Origin of the sequence: Rhodobacter sp. NTK016B (assembly GCF_017303295.1) — a bacterium.
GTDB lineage: Bacteria > Pseudomonadota > Alphaproteobacteria > Rhodobacterales > Rhodobacteraceae > Pararhodobacter.
This window is the reverse complement of sequence record NZ_JAFKOK010000015.1, coordinates 44,739-65,003: the sequence shown is the minus strand read 5'-3', so window position 1 is coordinate 65,003 and position 20,265 is coordinate 44,739. Positions and strand designations below refer to the sequence as shown.

General features: G+C 66.0%; 16 protein-coding genes. 13 read left to right on the top strand and 3 right to left on the bottom strand.

What is annotated here, in order from left to right:
- Position 1: 1 nt before the first annotated feature.
- From JI664_RS18670 to JI664_RS18650, 5 genes are all read left to right on the top strand, one after another.
- Entirely contained in the window at positions 2-1,282 is a 1,281-nt protein-coding gene (locus JI664_RS18670; protein WP_207015292.1) for a TRAP transporter large permease, read from the top strand.
- Complete coding sequence (locus JI664_RS18665; RefSeq protein ID WP_207015291.1) at positions 1,252-2,454, top strand: cytochrome P450; 1,203 nt, start codon at positions 1,252-1,254, stop codon at positions 2,452-2,454. The genes JI664_RS18670 and JI664_RS18665 overlap by 31 nt, the downstream gene beginning before the upstream one ends.
- Entirely contained in the window at positions 2,451-3,629 is a 1,179-nt protein-coding gene (locus JI664_RS18660; RefSeq protein WP_207015290.1) for a cytochrome P450, read from the top strand. Before JI664_RS18665 ends, JI664_RS18660 begins: the two co-directional genes overlap by 4 nt.
- A gap of 30 nt (positions 3,630-3,659) precedes the next feature.
- On the top strand, positions 3,660-4,925 hold the full coding sequence (locus JI664_RS18655) for a flavin-dependent oxidoreductase (protein WP_207015289.1): 1,266 nt from the start codon (positions 3,660-3,662) through the stop codon (positions 4,923-4,925).
- Between the two features lie 188 nt (positions 4,926-5,113).
- On the top strand, positions 5,114-6,397 hold the full coding sequence (locus JI664_RS18650; RefSeq protein WP_207015288.1) for a flavin-dependent oxidoreductase: 1,284 nt from the start codon (positions 5,114-5,116) through the stop codon (positions 6,395-6,397).
- Between the two features lie 21 nt (positions 6,398-6,418).
- Here JI664_RS18650 and JI664_RS18645 read toward each other — a convergent pair whose 3' ends face one another.
- Complete coding sequence (locus JI664_RS18645) at positions 6,419-6,889, bottom strand: GbsR/MarR family transcriptional regulator (RefSeq protein WP_207015287.1); 471 nt, start codon at positions 6,887-6,889, stop codon at positions 6,419-6,421.
- A gap of 160 nt (positions 6,890-7,049) precedes the next feature.
- On the opposite strand from JI664_RS18645, the gene JI664_RS18640 reads away from it, so the two are divergent.
- Both JI664_RS18640 and JI664_RS18635 read left to right on the top strand, forming a co-directional pair.
- Positions 7,050-8,273 carry an efflux RND transporter periplasmic adaptor subunit gene (locus JI664_RS18640; RefSeq protein WP_207015286.1) on the top strand — a complete coding sequence of 408 codons (1,224 nt, stop codon included), beginning with the start codon at positions 7,050-7,052 and terminating at the stop codon, positions 8,271-8,273.
- The gene (locus tag JI664_RS18635) at positions 8,270-11,329 is read left to right on the top strand and encodes an efflux RND transporter permease subunit (RefSeq protein ID WP_207015285.1); all 3,060 of its coding nucleotides are present in this window, start codon (positions 8,270-8,272) and stop codon (positions 11,327-11,329) included. Before JI664_RS18640 ends, JI664_RS18635 begins: the two co-directional genes overlap by 4 nt.
- Here the strand turns inward: JI664_RS18635 and JI664_RS18630 are convergent.
- Positions 11,306-12,241: a LysR family transcriptional regulator gene (locus JI664_RS18630; protein WP_207015284.1), complete on the bottom strand. Its 936-nt coding sequence runs from the start codon at positions 12,239-12,241 to the stop codon at positions 11,306-11,308. The two genes, JI664_RS18635 and JI664_RS18630, sit on opposite strands and share 24 nt — an antisense overlap.
- 91 nt (positions 12,242-12,332) lie before the next feature.
- On the opposite strand from JI664_RS18630, the gene JI664_RS18625 reads away from it, so the two are divergent.
- The 4 genes from JI664_RS18625 to JI664_RS18610 all read left to right on the top strand — a co-directional run bounded on the left by JI664_RS18625 (position 12,333) and on the right by JI664_RS18610 (position 17,319).
- Positions 12,333-13,763 carry a form I ribulose bisphosphate carboxylase large subunit gene (locus tag JI664_RS18625; RefSeq protein WP_207015283.1) on the top strand — a complete coding sequence of 477 codons (1,431 nt, stop codon included), beginning with the start codon at positions 12,333-12,335 and terminating at the stop codon, positions 13,761-13,763.
- Positions 13,764-13,836: 73 nt separating this feature from the next.
- Positions 13,837-14,190, top strand: coding sequence for a ribulose bisphosphate carboxylase small subunit (locus JI664_RS18620; RefSeq protein ID WP_207015282.1), 354 nt, complete (start codon positions 13,837-13,839; stop codon positions 14,188-14,190).
- An 80-nt stretch (positions 14,191-14,270) separates the two neighbouring features.
- Positions 14,271-15,086 (top strand): CbbQ/NirQ/NorQ/GpvN family protein, encoded by an 816-nt coding sequence (locus tag JI664_RS18615; protein ID WP_207015281.1) that lies wholly within the window; start codon positions 14,271-14,273, stop codon positions 15,084-15,086.
- A complete protein-coding gene (locus tag JI664_RS18610; protein WP_207015280.1) occupies positions 15,061-17,319 on the top strand; it encodes a nitric oxide reductase activation protein NorD in 2,259 nt (752 codons plus the stop codon). Before JI664_RS18615 ends, JI664_RS18610 begins: the two co-directional genes overlap by 26 nt.
- On the opposite strand, the gene JI664_RS18605 is transcribed toward JI664_RS18610, so the two are convergent.
- Entirely contained in the window at positions 17,309-18,244 is a 936-nt protein-coding gene (locus JI664_RS18605) for a LysR substrate-binding domain-containing protein (protein WP_207015279.1), read from the bottom strand. The genes JI664_RS18610 and JI664_RS18605 overlap by 11 nt on opposite strands.
- A gap of 126 nt (positions 18,245-18,370) precedes the next feature.
- On the opposite strand from JI664_RS18605, the gene JI664_RS18600 reads away from it, so the two are divergent.
- Positions 18,371-19,381 carry a class 1 fructose-bisphosphatase gene (locus tag JI664_RS18600; RefSeq protein ID WP_207015278.1) on the top strand — a complete coding sequence of 337 codons (1,011 nt, stop codon included), beginning with the start codon at positions 18,371-18,373 and terminating at the stop codon, positions 19,379-19,381.
- Positions 19,378-20,253 (top strand): phosphoribulokinase, encoded by an 876-nt coding sequence (locus tag JI664_RS18595; RefSeq protein ID WP_207015277.1) that lies wholly within the window; start codon positions 19,378-19,380, stop codon positions 20,251-20,253. The genes JI664_RS18600 and JI664_RS18595 overlap by 4 nt, the downstream gene beginning before the upstream one ends.
- The last annotated feature ends 12 nt before the right edge of the window (positions 20,254-20,265 follow it).

The following is a 20,265-nucleotide window of genomic DNA, read 5'->3' as shown; positions in this document are numbered from 1 at the left end:
CATGGAAGCGGTAATCGGACTGGGCGGCATGCTGGCCCTGATGGCTCTGGGCGCACCGATCTTCGTGGCGCTGGGCGTCGCCGCTTTGGTCATGCTGGCCTTTGAAGGGCGGCCCCTTTTCGACGCGGCGATGACCTCGGTATCGGGCATCAACTCGACCACGTTTCTCGCCGTGCCGTTCTTCGTGATGGCCGCGACCTTCATGCAAAGGGGCGGCATCGCGCGGATCATTATCGACGCGGCCGAGGCCTGGGTCGGGCATTTCCGCGGTGGGCTGGGGCTGGTCTGCGTGCTGGCAACGACGCTGTTCGCGGCGATCTCGGGCTCGTCGGTGGTCACGGCGATGGCGATGGGCACCTTCCTGATCCCCGCCATGGTCGCACGCGGCTATCACCGGCCTTTCGCGCTCGGCACGGTCGGCGCGTCCGGGACGCTGGGAATGCTGATCCCGCCGTCATTGTCGATGATCCTGTTCGGCCTCATTGCAGAAGAATCCGTGCCGCGCCTGTTTCTGGCGGGCGTGGTGCCGGGCCTGATACAGGCGGTCATTCTGGCGACGGTGGTGATGGTCATCTCGCGCAAGCGCGGCTATGCCTCGGGCGAGCGGCTGTCGCGGCAGGAATTCATGCGCCGCAACCTGCGCGCCCTGCCCGCCCTGTTCATCCCGATCTCGGTCTTCGTGGGCATCTATTCGGGCATCACCACGGTCACGGAGTCCGCCGGTGTGGCGGCGATATCCTCGGTGCTGATCGCGGTGCTGGTGTACCGCGAGGTCGGCTGGAAAGACGTGTTCAGCATGACCGCCGAAGCGATGAAGGCGGCCTCGGCCGTGACCTTCATCGTCATGTTCGCGATGCTGTTCGCGCATTGGATCACCGGCTCGGGCATCCCGACCCAGCTTGTCCGCTGGGCGACCGCGACAGGCCTGGAGCCGTGGCAATTCCTGATCGCGCTCAACCTCATCATGCTGGTTATGGGCATGTTCCTTGATGCCGTCGCGGTGCTGCTGATCGTCACGCCCATCGTGCTGCCGCTGCTGCCGATCCTTGGCATCGACCCGATCCATTTCGGCATCCTGCTGATCGTCAACATGGAGATCGCGTTCCTCACGCCGCCCATCGGGCTCAATCTCTTCGTTCTGTCGTCCATCGCCCGCGCGCCCCTTTCCGAGGCGATCCGCGGCGTGCTGCCCTTCGTGGCGGCGATGCTCGGCTTCCTGATCCTTGTCACCTATGTCCCGGAGGTCTCGCTATGGCTGCCGACGATGGTCTTCGACCGATGAACCCCATTCCGCATGACTGGGACCCGCATGGCGCGCAGACGCTCGCCGATCCGCAGGCCGAGCTGGCGCGGCTGCGCGCACAATGCCCGGTCGCGGGGTCGCAGAACTGGGGCGGGTTCTACACGCTGACGAAATACGACGACGTGGTGCAGGCGTCGAAGGATTACCAGACCTTCACCGCGACCAAGCAAACGGTCATCCCCACCTCGCCCCGCGCGGGGCTGCCCCGGCTGCCCCTGCAAAAGGACCCGCCCGAGGCGCTGCGCTATCGCAAGGGGTTGAACCTGTTCTTCAAGGAAAACCGCATCCGCGCGATCGAGGGCCCGCTGCGGGCGCTGGCGGGCGATCTGGCGCAGGCGCTGACCGCCAGCGCGGCGCCCGAATTCGGCGAAGGCTTCGCCGCGCCCTTCACCGTGGGGTCTTTGTGCATCCTTGCCGGAATGGACCTGTCGGAATCCGAAGAGCTGGGCCAGCTCGGTCACGATTACGTCGCCGCCGTTCAGCGTCAGGACCTGCCGACGGCGGGCGGGATCAGCCGGCAGATCGACGGCTTCGCGCTCAGGCTGGTCGAAGACCGGATGGCCAACCCGCGCGATCCCGAAACCGACATCGTCTCAGGCCTGATGGCACATCAGCCCGAGGGCGGGCCCTATTCTTTCGAGGAACTGGCGGGCATGGTGCGGCTCATGCTGATCGGCGGCCATGTCGTGCCGCGCAACTTCCTGTGCTCGATGGCGTGGCATCTGGCGCAGGACCATGACCTGCAAACCCGGCTGCGGCAAGGCGCGCTGGATCAGCGCCTGCTGATCGAGGAAATGCTGCGCTGCTATGCCCCCAATCAGGCGCTGGTCCGCGTGGCGACGCAAGATACCGAGATGCGCGGCACCGCGATCCCCGAGGGCTGCCCCGTCGCGCTGAATTTCCTGTCGGCCAATCGTGACGCGGATGTCTTCGACGACCCGATGCGGTTCGACGAAACCCGCAACCCCAACCGCCATATCGCCTTCGGGATCGGCCCGCATATGTGCATTGGGCAGTCGGTGGCGAAACTGCAGGCGCGCATTGCGCTCGACACGCTCGCCGCCCTGCCCCCGTTCCGGCTGGGCGAGCCGGTGCAATGGGCGCGCTGGACGGAATATGGCGTGACCAAGCTGGGACTGGATTTCACATGACCCACGACCCCGATTTCATCGTCCCCGAAACCGAGGATTTCGACAGCCCGCACGCGCTGTTCAAGGACCTGCGTGGCCGCTGCCCGGTCGCCTGGGCCGACGAGATGGGCGGGTTCTGGGCGGTCACCAAGCACGAGGATATCTGCCGCGTGCTGACGGACTGGAAGACCTTCACCACCACGGTACAGAACGTCGTCCCCCGCGTCGCTACCACCCAGCGCCGCCCGCCGCTGCATCTGGACCCGCCGGGCAACATCCCCTACCGCAATGCGATCCTGCGCTTTCTTAGCCCAGCGCGGATCGCCGAATGGAAACCCGTGGTACGCACCATGGTGGCCGAGCATCTCGACCCTTATCTCGCGCAGGGCGAAGGCGATATCTGCGCCGATTTCTCGTTCACGCTGCCCATCGCGTTGCTGGCTGCGTTCTTTCGCCTCGACGCCGAAGATGCCGACGAGATCCGCCGCGTCGGCGCCGAATTCAACATGGCCCTGCAGCGGCAGGATTTCGACACGCTGCGCGAGCGCTCGGACGCGCTTTACGACATCGCCGCGCGGTTGATCGAAGAGCGAAAAGTCAGGCCGCAGGATCCCGATATCGACCCGGTTTCGAACCTGCTCGCCGTCCGGGTCGAGGGCGAGGCCCTGCCCGATGACAAGATCCTCGGCGCCTTGCGGCAATTCCTGTTGGTGGGGATCATCGCGCCCACCACCTTCATCGGCTCGATGGCCATCCATCTGGCCCGCCATCCCGAGCATCACGCCGAGCTGACGGAACGCCCCGATCTGGTCCCTGTCGCGCTGGAAGAATTGCTGCGGCTCTATACGCCCTATCGCGGGTTTGCCCGTACCGCGAGCCACGATGTCGAGCTGGGCGGAAAGCAGATCCGCGCGGGCGATCCGCTGGCCGTGGTCTTTACCTCGGGCAACCGGGACGAGACCGTTTTCCCCGACGCCGATTCCTACCGGCTGGACCGGGGTGAGACGGATCTGGTCACGTTCGGGCGCGGCCCGCATATGTGCCCGGGCGCGCCGCTGGCCCGGCTGCTTCTGGCGGAAACCCTTGAACAACTTACGCAAAAGACCACCCGCCTGCGCCTGACGGCCGAGCCCGAGATGACCCGTTGGCCGGAATACGGACCGCTCTCCGTTCACCTTGCGTTGACTCTCCGTTGATAGCTTCCGGTCAGACCGACCGGAGGGATCATGTCAGACGTGCTCATTGCAGGGGGCGGAATCGCGGGCCTTGTTACGGCTCTGACCCTGCATCAGATCGGTGTGCCCTGCACCGTGTTCGAAGCTTTCCCCGACGGCGAGCCGCGCGGCGTGGGCATGAACCTTCAGCCCAATGCCGTGCGCGAACTCTATGAGCTGGGGATCGGCGGCGCGCTGCTCAACAGCGTCGGCATTCCGCTACGCGAATGGGCGCTCGTCAGCCTGAACGGACGCGACATCTATTCCGAAGGGCGCGGGATGGATGCGGGCTTTCACTGGCCGCAATTCTCGGTCAACCGGGGCCAGCTGCATGCCCTTTTGCACCGCACAGTCCGGCGTCGGCTGGGGAACCATGCCCTGGTGATGGGCAACCGCGTCGCCGGGTTCGATCAGGATGCCGACGGGGTGACGCTGTATCTCGACAACGGACGCCGGGCACGCGGCGCGCTGCTGATCGCGGCGGACGGGCTTTTCTCGACGATCCGCGCGCAGATGTTCCCCGATGAAGGGCCGCTCAACTGGGGAGAGACGGTGCTGTGGCGCGGCACCTCGCGGGCAAAGCCGCTGCGCACCGGCTCGAGCTATGTGTCCATGGGGACGCCCGACAAGCATTTCCTGATCTATCCGATTTCGCATCCCGATCGCGACGGCAAGGCGCTGATCAACTGGGTTGCCGCCGCGAAGATCGAAGAGCATCCCGCCCGCTATGCCGACCGCTGGATGCGTCAGGTCCCGGCATCTTCGTTCCTGTCCTATTTCGACGACTGGCGCGATTTGTGGATTGATGCGCATGCGCTGATGGGGGCCTCGGCAACCGCCTATGAAACCCCGCTCGTCGATCGCGTTCCGATACCCACCTGGCATCAGGGACGCGTCGTGCTTCTGGGCGATGCTGCGCATCCGATGTATCCCACCGCCGCCACCGGGGCGTCGCAAGCGATCATCGACGCGCGGGTGCTGGGCGCCAGCCTGATCGAGGAAGGCGTGACACCCGGCGCCCTCTATGCGTTCGACGACAAGCTTTGCGCGCCGGTCTCGGCCCTTGTCACGCGCAACCGCTCGGACGGGCGGTTCGAATTGCTGCGTATCGTCTATGAACGCTGCGGCGGACACTTCACCGATCTCGACAGCGTCGTACCACCGCGCGAGCGCGAGGATTTCATGCTGCGCTATACCCGCGCGACCGAATTCGCGGCGGAAATGCTCAACACCGCGCCACCGATCATTCCCCCCGGCGCCCGGGCGGCGGTGGCCTGACCCGGTCGGCCTCGATCCCAAGGAAGGGCGTGGCGCGCCCGCTGCCGGGGGCTTTTGCCACAGCGCGCCCGGCGTAAATTGAAGCTTGGAAACCGTGTCCACGCAGCAATCTGCCTGCAGGCGCGCCTTGCCCTGCCGCGCAATGTTTGCCAGAACGCCCGCGACGGTCGAGGCACGAGAGGTTTCCCATGACGCGCGTTCTGATAGCTGGCGGCGGCATCGCCGGGCTGGCCACGGCCCTGACCCTGCACCAGATCGGTGTCCCCTGCACGGTGTTCGAATCCGTGCGCGACCTCAAACCGCTGGGCGTCGGGATCAACCTGCAACCGAACGCGGTGCGCGAACTCTACGAGCTGGGCCTCGGGGCCGAGGCGCTCGACAGCGTGGGCGTGCCTGCTCGCGAATGGGCGCTGGTGGGGCTGAACGGCAACGACATCTATGCCGAACCGCGCGGACTTGAGGCCGGGTATAATTGGCCGCAATACGCCGTCCATCGCGGCGATTTCCACATGCTTCTGTATCGGACGGTGCTGGAACGGCAGGGCCCCGACAGCGTCCAGCTGGGCGCGCGGATCACCGGCTACCGGCAGGATGCCGAGGGCGTGACCGCGCTTTTCGAAGACGGACGCGAGGAACGCGGCAGCCTGCTGATCGGCGCCGACGGCATCCATTCGGCCATCCGCGCGCAGATGCATCCCGACCAGCCGCCGATCCACTGGGGCGGCGCGGTGATGTGGCGCGGCGTGACACGCGCGAAACCCATTCGCACCGGATCGAGCTTCGTGGGGCTGGGCACGCATCGGCACCGGATGGTGATCTACCCGATTTCGCATCCCGATGCGGACGGTCTGGCCTCGATCAACTGGATTGCCGAAGTCACCTATGACGACCCCTCGGCACGCGAGAATACCGGCTGGTTCCGGCAGGTGGGGATCGACGATTTCGCCCATCATTTCGACGGCTGGACCTATGACTGGCTCGACGTGCCGTCTCTGATCCGGGGTGCCGAGATCGCCTATGAAAACCCGATGATCGACCGCGACCCGGTTGAGACGTGGCGCGACGGGCGCGTGCTGTTGCTGGGCGATGCGGCCCATGCGATGTATCCGACCGGCTCGAACGGCGCGTCGCAGGCGATTGTCGATGCGCGCGAACTGGGCGTGGCGATGGTCGGTCACGGCGCAACCGACGCGGCGCTGGCCGCGTTCGACACCACTTTCTGCGGCCCGGTTTCGGCGCTGATCCTGCGCAACCGGGGGGCGGGTCCCTTCGGCTTGCTGAACATGGTAAACGACCGCTGCGGCGGTGAGTTCGACGCCATCGACGATGTGATCCCGGCGGCGGAGCGGGCCGACTTCATGGCGGGCTACAAGAAGGCCGCGGGATTCGCCATCGAAGCGCTCAACGCCGCGCCCAGCAAACTGGCCGAGGGCGCGAAAGCCCGGCCCGGGGAACCTGCGGCGGCGGGCTGAGCCGCCCGCGCCAGCCGTCGGCTACTGGTCTTGATTGAGGTGGTTCTGCGCCTGCCGGACGCCCAGCGCGATCGCCTGATAGAAATTCGACAACCCGTCCAGACGGCGGCGCGCGCCCGCGCCGTCGGCATCGCCTGACGGGATGCGCTCGGACAATTCGTGCACGCGGCTTGAGATGTCGAGCATCCTTTGCGTCAGCGTCTGCAGGATGATTTCGAAGCTCTGATCCGAGATCCGGAAATAATCCTGCCGGTCGCCGGGACGGTTTTCCTTCATGATGCTGCCGCGCGCGACCAGAACCCGCGCATTCGCGCTGATGCTGCCCCGGCTCACCCCCAGCTCGGTCGCCAGATCCGAGAAGGACCGTGCCTCGCCATCGAAAATCAGAAGCCCCAACATGCGCCCCGAAATGGGCGACATGCCATGCGCTTCCACCATCTGCCCCATCAGGGCAATGAAGTCGTCGCGGATTGTGGAAATCGTATCTGACATGCCGTATTCATGGACCTGTGGCGTTAGAGCGTTATCGTAAACCCCGTGTATCGGCATTCAAGGCGGAACGCACCTTGACGGGCCGTCGCCCCGTGCCTATCTGCGTTCAATTCGAACTGAACATTCATCGGCGCCCCGGCGCCCCAGCCGGAGGCCCCGGATGCGCATCCTGCCCCCCTATTCGTTGTGCGCGCTGGCCGTTCTGGTCGCGGCTCTGCCCTTTTCGCTGTCCGCACAGGCGCAGGACAGCGCGCATGTGCCCGCCGTGACCACCGCCGAGGCCCGGATCGCGCCGCTGATGCAGGTGGTGACGGTTTCGGGCACGCTGATCCCGCGCAGCGAGGTGCTTGTCTTTCCGCATACCGGCGGTTTCGCGATCACCGAGCTGAACGCCGAGCCGGGCGACCACGTATCGGCGGGCGACGTGCTGGCGCGGATCGACGACCGGACCTTGCAGCTGCGGGTGACGCAGGCCGAGGCGCAGCTTGCCAATGCCGAAGCCGCGCGCCGTCAGGCCGAAAGTCAGGTCTCGGCGAATGACGCGCAATTGCAGCAGGCCAATCAGGTGCTCACGCGGATGCAGAGCCTGCGCGCCAGCGGGACCGCGACGCAAACCGCGCTGGACGAGGCGCAGACCGCACAGCTCAGCGCCGAGGCGGCGCTGCAATCGGCGCGCGACGGCGTGCAGGCCGCCAGCGCGGCGCTGGAACAGGCGCGCGCAACGCTGGAAGTCGCGCAGCTCGATTACGAGAACGCCGATATCGTCGCGCCGGTCGATGGCATCGTCAGCGCCCGCAACGGCCAGCTCGGCGCCATGGCCGCGACCGGCGGCGAGCCGATCTTTCGCCTGATCGAGAATGGCGAGGTTGAGGTCTCGGCCGAGGTTATCGAAACCGAGCTTGTGCTTCTGGACCGGGGCCAGCCCGCGCGGCTGGAAATCGCCGGGCTGCCGCCGGTGACCGGCGAGGTCCGGCTGGTCTCGCCGGTGGTCAGCGCGACCACCCGGCTGGGAGAGGTGCGCATTTCGCTCGCTGACAGCCCGGGGCTGCGCCCCGGCCTGTTCGTCAGCGGTCGCGTGATCGTCGCCGACCGTGAAGGACTGGCAGTACCGCTCTCTGCCGTGTTGCGGGACAATAATGGCAGCTACGTGCTGGTTGTGGACGACGACAACGTGCTCGCGCATCGCGACGTGTCGGTGGGTCTTGCCTGGGACGGGTTGCAGGAAATCACCGACGGGCTGACCGAGGGCGAAACCGTCGTCGCCCGCGCGGGTGCCTTCTTCGCAAATGGCGACCGCGTGCGTGCAATCGACGAGACGGCGGAAAGCGACAGCGCCGCGCCCGACGATATGGCCGCGACGCGTGATGACGGAGCCACGGAATGAACCTGTCCACATGGTCCATCCGCAATCCGGTTCCGCCGATTGCTGCCTTCCTCGTGCTGTGCATCGCCGGGCTCGTCAGCTTCAATCGCCTGCCCGTCACCGAGATGCCGAACGTGGACCTTCCCGTCGTTCTGGTGTCGGTTCCGGCTTCGGGCACAGCGCCGTCCGAGATCGCCTCGCAGGTGATCCAGCCCATCGAGGACGAGGTCAGCGACATCGCCGGGCTGCGTCATATCGAGGCCACGGCGCAGGATAGCATCGGCCAGCTGACCATCCAGTTCGAGATGGGCACCGATACCGACCGCGCGCTCAACGACGTCAAGGACGCCGTGACCGCCGCGCGCGCGCAGATGCCCGATACCACCTCGGACCCGATCGTGCAGCGGCTCGATTTCACCGGCCGCCCGATCCTGACCTATGCCGTCGCCGACACGACCCGCTCGATCGAAGAGCTGTCGACCTTCGTCGATGATGTCGTCGCGCGCGAATTGCAGGGCGCCGAGGGCGTGGGCAGCGTCACCCGGCTGGGCGGCGCCGAGCGCGAGATCCGCGTCGAGCTGGATCCCGACCGTCTGCTCGCCCTGAGTCTCAGCGCCACCAGCGTCAGCCAGCAGCTGGCACAGACCAATCTGGATCAGGGCGGCGGCGAGGGCGATCTGTTCGGTTCGGAATACGTGATCCGGGCCCTTGGATCGGCGCAGACGCTCGAACAGCTCGCGCAGACCCCGATCCGCCTGCCCACGGGCCAGACGGTGCCGCTGAACCAACTGGGCACGGTGACCGATGGCGCGGCCGACGGCGATACCTTCGCGCTGTTCAATGGCCGTCCGGTCGTGGCCTTCGGCGTGTTCCGCGCCACCGGGGCCTCGGATCTGGTGGCTGCGGAAGGCGCGCGCGAACGGCTGGACGCGCTGCGCGAGATGTATCCCGATACCGAGTTCGACCTGATCGACGACGCGACGATCTATACCGAGGCCACGTTCCATTCAGCCATGGACACGCTCTACGAGGGCGCGCTTCTGGCGATCATCGTGGTGTTTCTGTTCCTGCGCAACTGGCGCGCGACGGTGGTCGCTTTCGTGGCGCTGCCCCTTTCGGCCATCCCGACCTTTATCGTCATGGATCTTCTGGGCTTTTCGCTCAACACGATCAGCCTTCTGGGGATCACGCTGGTGGTCGGCATCCTTGTCGATGACGCCATCGTCGAGATCGAGAATATCGACCGGCATATCGACATGGGCAGACCCGCGTTTCAGGCCGCTATGGAGGCCGCGACCGAGATCGGCACCACGGTGATCGCCATTTCGCTGACCATCGTCGCGGTCTTCGCGCCGGTCAGTTTCATGGGCGGCATCGCGGGCGAGTTCTTCAAGCAGTTCGGCCTGACGGTCGCGGTGGCGGTGTTGTTCTCGCTCGCCGTCGCGCGGTTGATCACGCCGATGTTCGCGGCCTATTTCATGCGCTCGAAACCGCATGGCCACACGAAAAAGGCCGAGGACGGCGCGATCATGCGCGGCTATCTGACGATGCTGCGCTGGACCCTGCGCAACCGGACGATCACGCTGCTGGTGGGTCTGGTGATCTTCGCAAGCTCGATCTATTCCGCGACGCTGCTGCCGCAGGAATTCGTGCCGCCCTCGGATGCCGGTCGTTCGGTCGTGATGGTCGATCTGCCGCCGGGCACCACCCTGCCCGAGGCGCGCCGTTCGGCCCAAGCGATCACCGAGCGGATCCTGCAAGTCCCGGAGGTGCAGCGCGCCTTCGTTGACGGGCAATCCGCGACCTCGCTGAGTATTCAGGTCAATTACGGCGACAAATCCGACCGCGAGCGGTCCTGGACCGAGATCAACGCCGAGATCGAAGCCCGGCTTGCCGATCTTCCCGACATGCGCGTCTTCGTGCTGGGGGCTGAGGGGCAGCGCGACGTGACGATCAACGTGCTCGCCGATACCCAGACCGGCGCCGCTGAAGCGGCGACCGCGCTTTTGCACCAGATGCGCGGCCTGCCAGAGCTGCGCGGTGTGGCTTCGGAAGCGGCGCTGCTGCGTCCCGAAATCCAGATCATCCCCAATCCCGAACGCGCAGCCGAGCTGGGCGTGACGGCGGGGGCGCTGGCCTCGGCCGTGCGGGTCGCGACGATCGGCGACACCGACGCCAATCTGGCGCAGTTCGACGCGGGCGAGGAACGCATCCCGATCCGCGTGCGGCTGAACGAGGAAGCGCGCAACGACATCACCCGGCTGGCGGGCTTCCGCGTGCAATCATCCTCGGGCGAGATGGTGCCGCTTTCGGCGGTGGCCGATGTGCGCATCGCCTCGGGCGTGTCGGTGATCGAACGCTATGACCGCCGCTATCTGGTCTCGATCGAGGCCGATCTGGCGCCCGGCGTCTATCTGGGCCCTGCGACCGAGGCGATCTATGCCCTGCCCGCCGCCACCGACATGCCCGAAGGGGCCGAGATCCAGCCCTCGGGCGATGTCGAGACGATGGGCGAGATCTTCAGCTCGTTCGCGCTGGCAATGGGCGCGGGGCTGATGCTGGTTTATGTGGTGCTGGTGCTGCTGTTCAACAGCTTCGTCACGCCGCTGACGATCATGCTGTCGCTGCCTCTGGCCATCGGCGGTGCGATTTTTGCGCTCTATCTCTACGGGTCGGGGATCGGCCTGTCGGTGGTGATCGGCTTCCTGATGCTGATGGGGATCGTGACGAAGAACGCGATCATGCTGGTCGAATTCGCACTCGAAGGCGTGAAGGGCGGCATGGACCGCGCCAGCGCGATGATCGATGCGGGCCACAAGCGCGCGCGTCCGATCATCATGACCACGCTGGCCATGTCGGCGGGCATGGTGCCCTCGACGCTGGCGCATTCGACGGGCGGCGAGTTCCGCGCGCCGATGGCAATCGCGGTGATCGGCGGGCTGCTTCTGTCGACGGTGCTGTCGCTGTTGTTCGTGCCGTCGGTCTTCAGCGTCATGGAAGGGCTGAAGGACCGGCTGCGCTGGCTCTTGTCGAAGGTCTTCGGCGGCGATCAGCTAGCCAGCCACCGCCGCCACTGACGCCACCACTGCCCCCGGCACTGACCCCGCCCCCGAGCGCAGGCGGTCGAGGAACGCCTCGGCCGCCAGCGACTTGCGTCGCGCACGCGGCCAGGCCACGTACCAATGGCGCATCAGCGGGAACCCCGCGACCGGCAGCTCCTGCAGATAGCCGTGGCGCAATTCCAGCGCCACGGTCCCCCGGCTGAGCACGCTCAGCCCCAGCCCCGCGATCACCCCCTGCTTCACCGCCTCGTTCGCACCCAGCTGCATCCGCACCTTGGGCGCGACCCCGCCTTGGGCAAAACAGGCTTCGACCGCGCGCCGTGTGCCGGACCCCTCTTCGCGCGTCAGGAAGGGATAGGCGGCCAGATCCTGCACCGTCAGCGCCCGCCCCCCCTGGCCCAGCGGATGTCCCTTGGGCGCGACCACCACCAGCGGGTTTTCGGCATAGATCTCGGCTTCGGCGTCGATCCCCTCGGGCGGCTGACCCAGAACATAGAGATCGTCGGCATTCTGCGCGAAGCGTGCCAGCAATTCGCGCCGGTTGCCCACCGTGAGCGCGACCTCGATCCCGGGATGCGCGGCGCTGAAGGCTCCGATCACCGCCGGCAGGTCGTATTTCGCCGTCGAGACCACCGCCAGGCTGAGCCGCCCGCGCGCCAGTCCGCGCAGCTCGGCCAGCCGCATTTCCATCGCGTCGACCTCGCCCAGAATGGTGCGCGCCGATTGCAGCACCGCCTGCCCCGCCTCGGTCAGGAACAGCCGCTTGCCCAACCGTTCGATCAGCGGCTGGCCGACCTGCTCTTCAAGCTGGCGCACCTGCGCGAAGACGGCGGGCTGCGTCAGGTTCAGCGCCTCGGCCGCGCGGGTATAGGACAGGCTGTCGGCAACCTGCTGAAAGATCTGCATTTGTCGAAGCGAATAGCGCATGAATATGGATTACTCTATTCTTAGGCTAAAAACTATTCATTTTCTTTTATTCACGGGCTCGGGCTAACTCCCCTCAGGAAGGAGCCCCCTTATGAACATTCAGACCTCGAAGACCTATGATGCGGGCGTGAAGGATTACCGCTCGACCTATTGGGAGCCGCATTACACGCCCAAGGACACCGATGTGCTGGCCGTGTTCAAGGTGATCCCGCAGGCCGGGGTCCCGCGCGAAGAAGCCGCCGCCGCCGTCGCCGCAGAAAGCTCGACCGGGACATGGACGACGGTCTGGACCGACCTTCTGACCGATCTCGATTTCTACAAGGGCCGCGCCTACCGCGTCGAAGACGTGCCGGGCCATGACGAGGCCTTCTACGCCTTCGTGGCCTATCCCGCCGACCTGTTCGAGGAAGGCTCGGTCGTCAACGTCTTCACCTCGCTGGTGGGCAATGTCTTTGGCTTCAAGGCCGTGCGGTCGCTGCGGCTCGAAGACGTGCGCTTTCCGATCTGGTTCGTGAAAACCTGTTTCGGCCCGCCCCACGGCATCCATGTCGAACGCGACAAGATGGACAAGTATGGCCGCCCGCTTCTGGGCTGCACGATCAAGCCGAAACTGGGCCTGAGCGCCAAGAATTACGGCCGCGCGGTCTATGAATGCCTGCGCGGCGGGCTCGATTTCACCAAGGACGATGAGAACGTCAATTCGCAACCCTTCATGCGCTGGCGCGACCGGTTTCTGTTCTGTCAGGAAGCGATCGACAAATCCGAGGCCGAGACCGGCGAGCGCAAGGGTCACTATATGAACGTGACCGCCCCCACGATCGAGGACATGTTCCAGCGCGCCGAATTCGCCAAGGAACTGGGCACGCCGATCATCATGTCGGATTACCTGACGCTGGGCTGGGCCGCGCATAACTCGCTGTCGAAATGGTGCCGCGACAACGGGATGCTGCTGCATGTCCACCGCGCCATGCACGCGGTGCTCGACCGCAACCCGAACCACGGCATCAATTTCCGCGTGCTGGCCAAGCTGTTGCGGTTGCTCGGCGGCGATCACCTGCATTCGGGCACCGTGGTCGGCAAGCTGGAAGGCGACCGCGAGGCGACGCTGGGCTGGATCGACCTTCTGCGCGACCGCCACGTCAAGGAAGACCGCGCGCGCGGCATCTTCTTCGATCAGGACTGGGGCGCGATGCCCGGCGTGTTCCCGGTCGCCTCGGGCGGGATCCATGTCTGGCACATGCCGGCGCTGGTGGCGATCTTCGGCAATGACAGCGTCCTGCAATTCGGCGGGGGCACGCTGGGCCACCCGTGGGGCAATGCCGCCGGCGCGGCTGCCAACCGCGTCGCGCTGGAGGCCTGCGTGCAGGCCCGCAACGAGGGGCGCGAGCTTGAACGCGAAGGCAAGGACATCCTGATGAAGGCCGCCCAGCACTCGCCCGAGCTGAAGATCGCGATGGAGACCTGGAAGGAAATCAAGTTCGAGTTCGACACTGTCGACAAGCTCGACGTGCAGCACCGCTGATCCCCCATCCTCACCTGCCCCAAATGAAGGTCCGGGGGGAACCCCGGCCCCTTTCCGCCCCAAGGAGCCGAACATGAGCGTTCAGGACTACACCTCCCGCCTTTCCGATCCCGCCAGCCGCAAGATGGGCACGTTTTCCTACCTGCCCGAAATGACCAAGGCCCAGATCCGCAAACAGGTCGAATGGATCGTGCGTCACGGCTGGAACCCCGCCATTGAGCATACCGAGCCGCAATTCGCCGGGTCCAACTACTGGTACATGTGGAAATTGCCGATGTTCGGCGAAACCGATGTCGACGCCATCATCGCCGAGCTTGACGCCTGCCATGACGCCAATCCGGGCAACCATGTGCGGCTGTTGGGCTATGACAACGTCACCCAAAGTCAGGGCGCCAACATGGTGGTCTACCGGGGCGACCCGGTCTGATCGCGCGCGCATCCTGAGCCGGGCGGGCCACGGGTTTCCCTCTCTCTGCTGCGTGGCCCGCCCCCCGAACGGGGGAAAAGATGAAAGATTCAGCCGACAACCCGCTCGATCCGCACCGGATCGCGGACGAACCCTTTTACCGGCCCGTGGGCGACGAGGTGGCGCTGTTCACCGCTGCCTGGGCCGCGCGGATGCCCGTCATGCTGAAAGGCCCGACCGGCTGCGGCAAGACCCGCTTTGTCGAGCACATGGCCTGGGCGCTCGGGCGCCCGCTGGTCACCGTGGCCTGCAACGAGGACATGACGGCCTCGGATCTCGTGGGGCGCTTCCTGCTCGATGCCGAGGGCACGCGCTGGCAGGACGGCCCGCTCACCTTCGCCGCGCGCCACGGGGCGATCTGCTATCTCGACGAGGTGGTCGAGGCCCGGCAGGACACCACCGTCGCGATCCACCCGCTGACCGACGATCGCCGTGTCCTGCCGCTTGAAAAGAAAGGGGAATTGCTGCGCGCGCATCCCGATTTCCTTTTGGTCATCAGCTATAACCCCGGCTACCAGTCGCTGATGAAGGATCTCAAGCAATCCACCAAGCAGCGCTTCGGCGCACTGGATTTCACATGGCCCGACGCCGCGACCGAGATCGCCATCGTCGCGCATGAAAGCGCGGTCGATCCCGAGATCGCGGAAAAACTCGTCGAGATCGGCGCCCGCGCGCGCAATCTCAAGGGTCACGGGCTGGACGAAGGACTGTCCACGCGGATGCTGATCCATGCGGGCCGACTGATCGCGGCCGGCGTGGCGCCGCGCGCCGCCTGTTCGATGGCGCTCAGCTGCCCCGTCACCGACGATCCGGACATGCGGGACGCGCTCGATGCTGCTGTCGCCACCTGGTTCTGAGCTGCAGGCCGCGCTCGACGCCGCGCGACCGGACGCCCGCCGCCGCCTCTCGCCGCGCGGGATCGAGCTCTGGGAACGCGGCGCACAGGCGCTGGCCGATATGGGGCGCGGCGAGGCCGTTGTCCTCGCCTGGATCGAGGCCGCGCCGCAAATCGCGCGCGAGATCGGTGAAGACGCGCTGACGGATCTGGCGCCTGCCTGCCTTGGCTTTGCCTCGCGAACCTCGGGCGCGGTCATCGAACGGATCCTTGCCACCGCGCCCGTGGCCGCCCGGCGACTGGGCGACCCGACGCTGTTTCGGGCCTATCTGCGGTTTCTCGAGCATCTGCTGGGCCGCGCGCCGCGCGCGCTCAGACCGATGCTGGACCATCTGGCCGAGTTGCTCGACGGGTTGACGCTGGGGGGCTTGCGCCGCTGGGCCGATTGGGGTGCCGAGGCGCATCGCTCCGATTATCCCGCGCTCGAGCGATACTTCACCCTCGCTTCTGCCGAGTCGCAGGGCGTCTTGAAGCGCGAGCGCAAGGGCCTCTTGCTGGTCGATATGCAGCGGCGGCTTGGGATGTACCTGCGCGCGCTCTGGGGCCGCGACTTTCTGCTGGTGCCGACGGCGGGCGATTTCGAAAGCCGCGAAGGGCTGCGCCCTTTCGTCGAGCACCACGCCCTGCATCTGCCCGATGCGCTGGACGATTGGCAGGGCCTGTCTGCGCTCGATCTCTACCGCGCGCAGGTTGCGCATCTGGCCGCGCATCTCGCCTGCCTGCGAACACCGTTTCAGGCCGAGGGGCTGAATGCCCTGCAGGCCACCTGCGTCGGCCTGATCGAGGACGCGCGTGCCGAGGCACTGGCGATCCGCCGCTTCCCTCGCCTGCGCGATCTCTGGGCACCGTTCCATTCGCCCGATCGCGCCGGTATCGGCGGAATTCTGGACCGGATCGCGCTGGCACTTCTGGATGAGAACATCGACAAAAGCGATGATTTAACGCTCTGGATAAAAACAGAATTAATAAAGTCTGACTTTCAATTGCCTGACATCTCGACCCAGCTTGGACTGGCGCTGGCCAAACGGTTGGCGGGGCAGCCGTTTTCGCCCCATGCCGATCAGCCCTCCTGCCCCTATCGCTGCGACAACAGGGTGCTGTGGGACTTCGAAGAGCTCGACTTTGACACCGCGCCGGCGCAAGCGCCGCAGATCCGCAAATACGTCTCGGTCACCGAGATGGTCAACGAGGTCGAAGTTGAAACAGCGGGTGAGGATGCGCAGGAAATCTGGGTGCAGTCGCAGGAATTCTTCGACGATGACGGCACCAGTTTCAACGCGCGCGAGGGCAAGGAGCCGGTCGCGCCGCCGATGCCCTATGACGAGTTCGACCACAAACTGCAATTGATGCGCCCGGCCTGGGCCACGGTCCTGGAACAGCGCCCGAAGCTGGGCGACCCGGCGCGCGCGGTTGCGATCCTCGACACCCATCGTAAGGTGATGGAGCGTCTGCGCCACCGGCTCGACGCGATGCGCCCGCAAGGCACGCAGCGCATCCGCAAGCTCGAAGACGGCGACGAGCTGGATCTGAACGCCGCCATCGCCGCCACCATCGACCTGCGGCAGTGCCGTCAACCCGACCCCCGGGTGATGATGCGGCTCGAGCGCAAGACGCGCGACACGGCGGTGATGGTGCTTCTGGACCTGAGCGAGTCCACCAACGATCCAACCGAGGGCGGCGAGACGGTGCTGGCCCTGACGCAATCGGCCTGCGTGCTGCTGGCCGAGGCAATCCACCGCGTCGGCGACAGTTTCGCGATCCATGGTTTCCATTCGGACGGGCGCAGCAAGGTGTATTACGGCCGCTTCAAGGATTTCACCGCGCCGTGGGACGATACCGCCAAGGCGCGGCTGATGGGGGCGACGGGACGGCTGAGCACGCGGATGGGCGCGGCGATCCGCCATGCGACGCATCACCTGTCGCGGGTGAAAGCCACCCGCAAGCTGATGCTGGTCCTCACCGACGGCGCACCCGCCGATATCGACGTCAAAGACCCGCTCTATTTGCGCGCCGATGCCCGACGTGCCGTTGAAGAAGCCGCGCGTGCGGGCGTGACGCCTTTCTGCCTGTCGCTCGATCCGGGCGCGGATGCCTATGTCCAGTGCATTTTCGGCGCGCGCAACGCGCTGGTGCTCGACCGGGTCGAGCGTCTGCCCGAACGGCTGCCCCAGCTTTACGCTGCGCTCACCCGTTGACGCCCAGATCGGGGAAATAGGCCCCGTTCAGCCCGGTGATCTGCGCCGCGATCCGCTGCGCGGCCGCCGAAGGCGCGCCCCCCGGCACGATCAGGTACCAATGCCGCATCACCGGCAGCCCCTGCCCCCTGAGCAGCACCAACCGTCCGGCGCGCAGTTCCTCGACCACCGTGTGCAGGCTCAGGAACGCGACGCCCAGCCCGGCGATCACCGCCTGCTTGATCGTCTCGTTGGAATCCATCTCGATCAGTTTCGGCGGGACACTCTCGCCCATCCGGTCAAGGAACCGCTCCATCAACAGCCGCGTGCCCGATCCCGGCTCGCGCGACAGGAACCGCTCATCCAGAAGCCGCGCGGGGTCAAAGCCATCCTGCCCTGCCAAAGCGTGGCCCGGCGGCACGATGACGCCATGCGGATGCGGCCCCAGAGGCATCGCGTTTTGCAGGAAGTCACGCGGCGGGCGGCCCATGATCGCCAGATCGTATTCCCCGCGCGCCAGATCCGCCAGCGTGTCGGAGCGGTTGGCAACCCTCAGCGCGATCTCGATATCCGGGCAGGCGCGGTTGAGCATCGCCACCAGATGCGGCGCGAAATATTTCGCGGTCGAGACCGTGCCGATGGTCACATGCCCTGCCATCCCGGCCCCCAGCGCGCGGATCTGATCGCCTGCCTGCGACAAAAGGGCTGTCATGCGGCGCGCGATCTCCAGCAGGACGGCGCCTTCAGGCGTGGGCAGGAAAGCCGCGCCTTCGGACGGGCGGGTCAACAGGGGGCGCCCCACCGCCTGCTCCAAGCCCTTGATCTGGCTGTGAATTGCAGGCGTGGACAGGCGCTGTTCGGCGGCGGCATCGGTCAGCGAGCGATGATCCGCCACGGCGATCAGCGCGCGCAATTGCTTGAGAGTCACGGCGTCCAGACGGGGCATTCAAAATTCCTGAACAAGATTTCCTAATTTTTAAATTTCCCTAAATCTTGCTGCGAGGCATGGTCCTGTCAAGCCTTCTCGCCCCGGCCCTGCCCGGCGCAAGGGCCGATCTGGGAGGATCATGTCATGCTGACCACACTCGACGCGGTGCCCGCGGGCACCCGGCCCGATCTTGCATCCGTCGTCGACCGCCTCGCCGGTCTCGCCGCCGCCCTCGCCCGCCGCATCCAGCGCGGCGGTCTGGATGAGGCGCTAGGGGCCAGTGCGGGGACCAACAGCGACGGCGACGCGCAGAAAGCGCTCGACGTCATCGCGGACGAGGCCTTTTTGTCCGCCCTTCGCGACAGCGACGTACGTTATTACGCGTCCGAGGAACAGGACAGCGTGGTCGAGGCCAATCCCGCAGGCCATCTAGCGCTGGTGATCGACCCGCTGGACGGGTCGTCGAACATCGACACCAACGTGTCGATCGGCACGATCTTCGGCCTTCACAAGGCCGCCGATACGGGCGAGGCCAGCGTGCTGCGCCCCGGTTCCGAGCTGCTGGCGGCGGGCTACGCGATTTTCGGGCCGCAATGCGCGCTGGTGGTCAGTTTTGGCGACGTGCCGGTGAAATACGTCCTCGACCCCGACACGCAGCGCTTCCGGCTGACCGGCCCCCTGCCCGCGATCGTGCCCGAATCCACCGAATACGCGATCAACGCCTCGAATTACCGCCACTGGGACGCGCCGATCCGCGCCTATATCGACGACCGCGTCGCGGGCACTGAAGGCCCGGCGGGACGCAATTTCAACATGCGCTGGATCGCCTCGCTGGTGGCCGAAACGCACCGCATCCTGACGCGGGGCGGGATCTTCCTCTATCCCGGCGACGCGCGTCCGGGCTATCAGGCGGGCCGGCTGCGGCTGGTCTATGAATGCGCGCCCATCGGCTTTCTGATCGAAAAGGCGGGCGGACGCGCGACCGATGGCGTCGATCCGGTTCTGTCGCTCCGTCCCCAACAGCTTCACGCCCGCACGCCCTTCGTCTTCGGCTCGGCCAACAAGGTCGCGCGCGTGGCCACCTATCACGACCTGCCGCGCTCCGAGACCTCGGCGCTGTTTGCCACGCGCGGCCTTTTCCGGAGCGGCACATGAGCAAGAAACACCCGATCATCAGCGTCACCGGCTCGTCGGGCGCGGGCACCTCGACGGTCAAGGCGACCTTCGACCAGATCTTCCGGCGCGAGGGCATCAACGCGGTCTCCATCGAAGGCGACGCCTTTCACCGCTACAACCGCGCCGAAATGCGCGAGGAACTGGCGCGGCGCTATGCCGAGGGCGATCAGACCTTTTCGCATTTCAGCTATGAGGCCAACGAGCTGGGCGAGCTTGAGCGGGTGTTTCGCGAATACGGCGAGACCGGCAGCGGGCGCACCCGCCACTATATCCACGATGCGACCGAGGCTGAGCGCCACGGCGTGCCGGCGGGCGAATTCACCGCCTGGGCACCCTTTGCCAACGGATCGGACCTGCTGTTCTACGAAGGGCTGCACGGTGCGGTCGCCAATGAAAGCGTGAACCTTGTCACCCATGCGGATCTGAAGATCGGGGTGGTGCCGGTCATCAACCTTGAATGGACCCAGAAGATCCACCGCGACCGTGCCGCGCGGGGCTATTCGACCGAGGCCGTGACCGATGTCATCCTGCGCCGGATGCATGCCTATGTGCATTGCATCGTGCCGCAATTCTCGGAAACCGACATCAATTTCCAGCGCGTGCCGGTGGTCGATACCTCGAACCCGTTCATCGCCCGCTGGATCCCGACGCCCGATGAAAGCCTCGTGGTGATCCGGTTCAAGAACCCGCGCGGAATCGATTTTCCCTATCTCACCTCGATGATCAACGGCTCGTGGATGACGCGCGCCAATTCCATCGTGATCCCCGGCAACAAGCAGGATCTGGCGATGCAGCTGATCCTCACCCCGCTGATCGAGCGTCTGGTCTCGACCGCGCGCAAGATCCGGTAAGGAGGTTTTTCC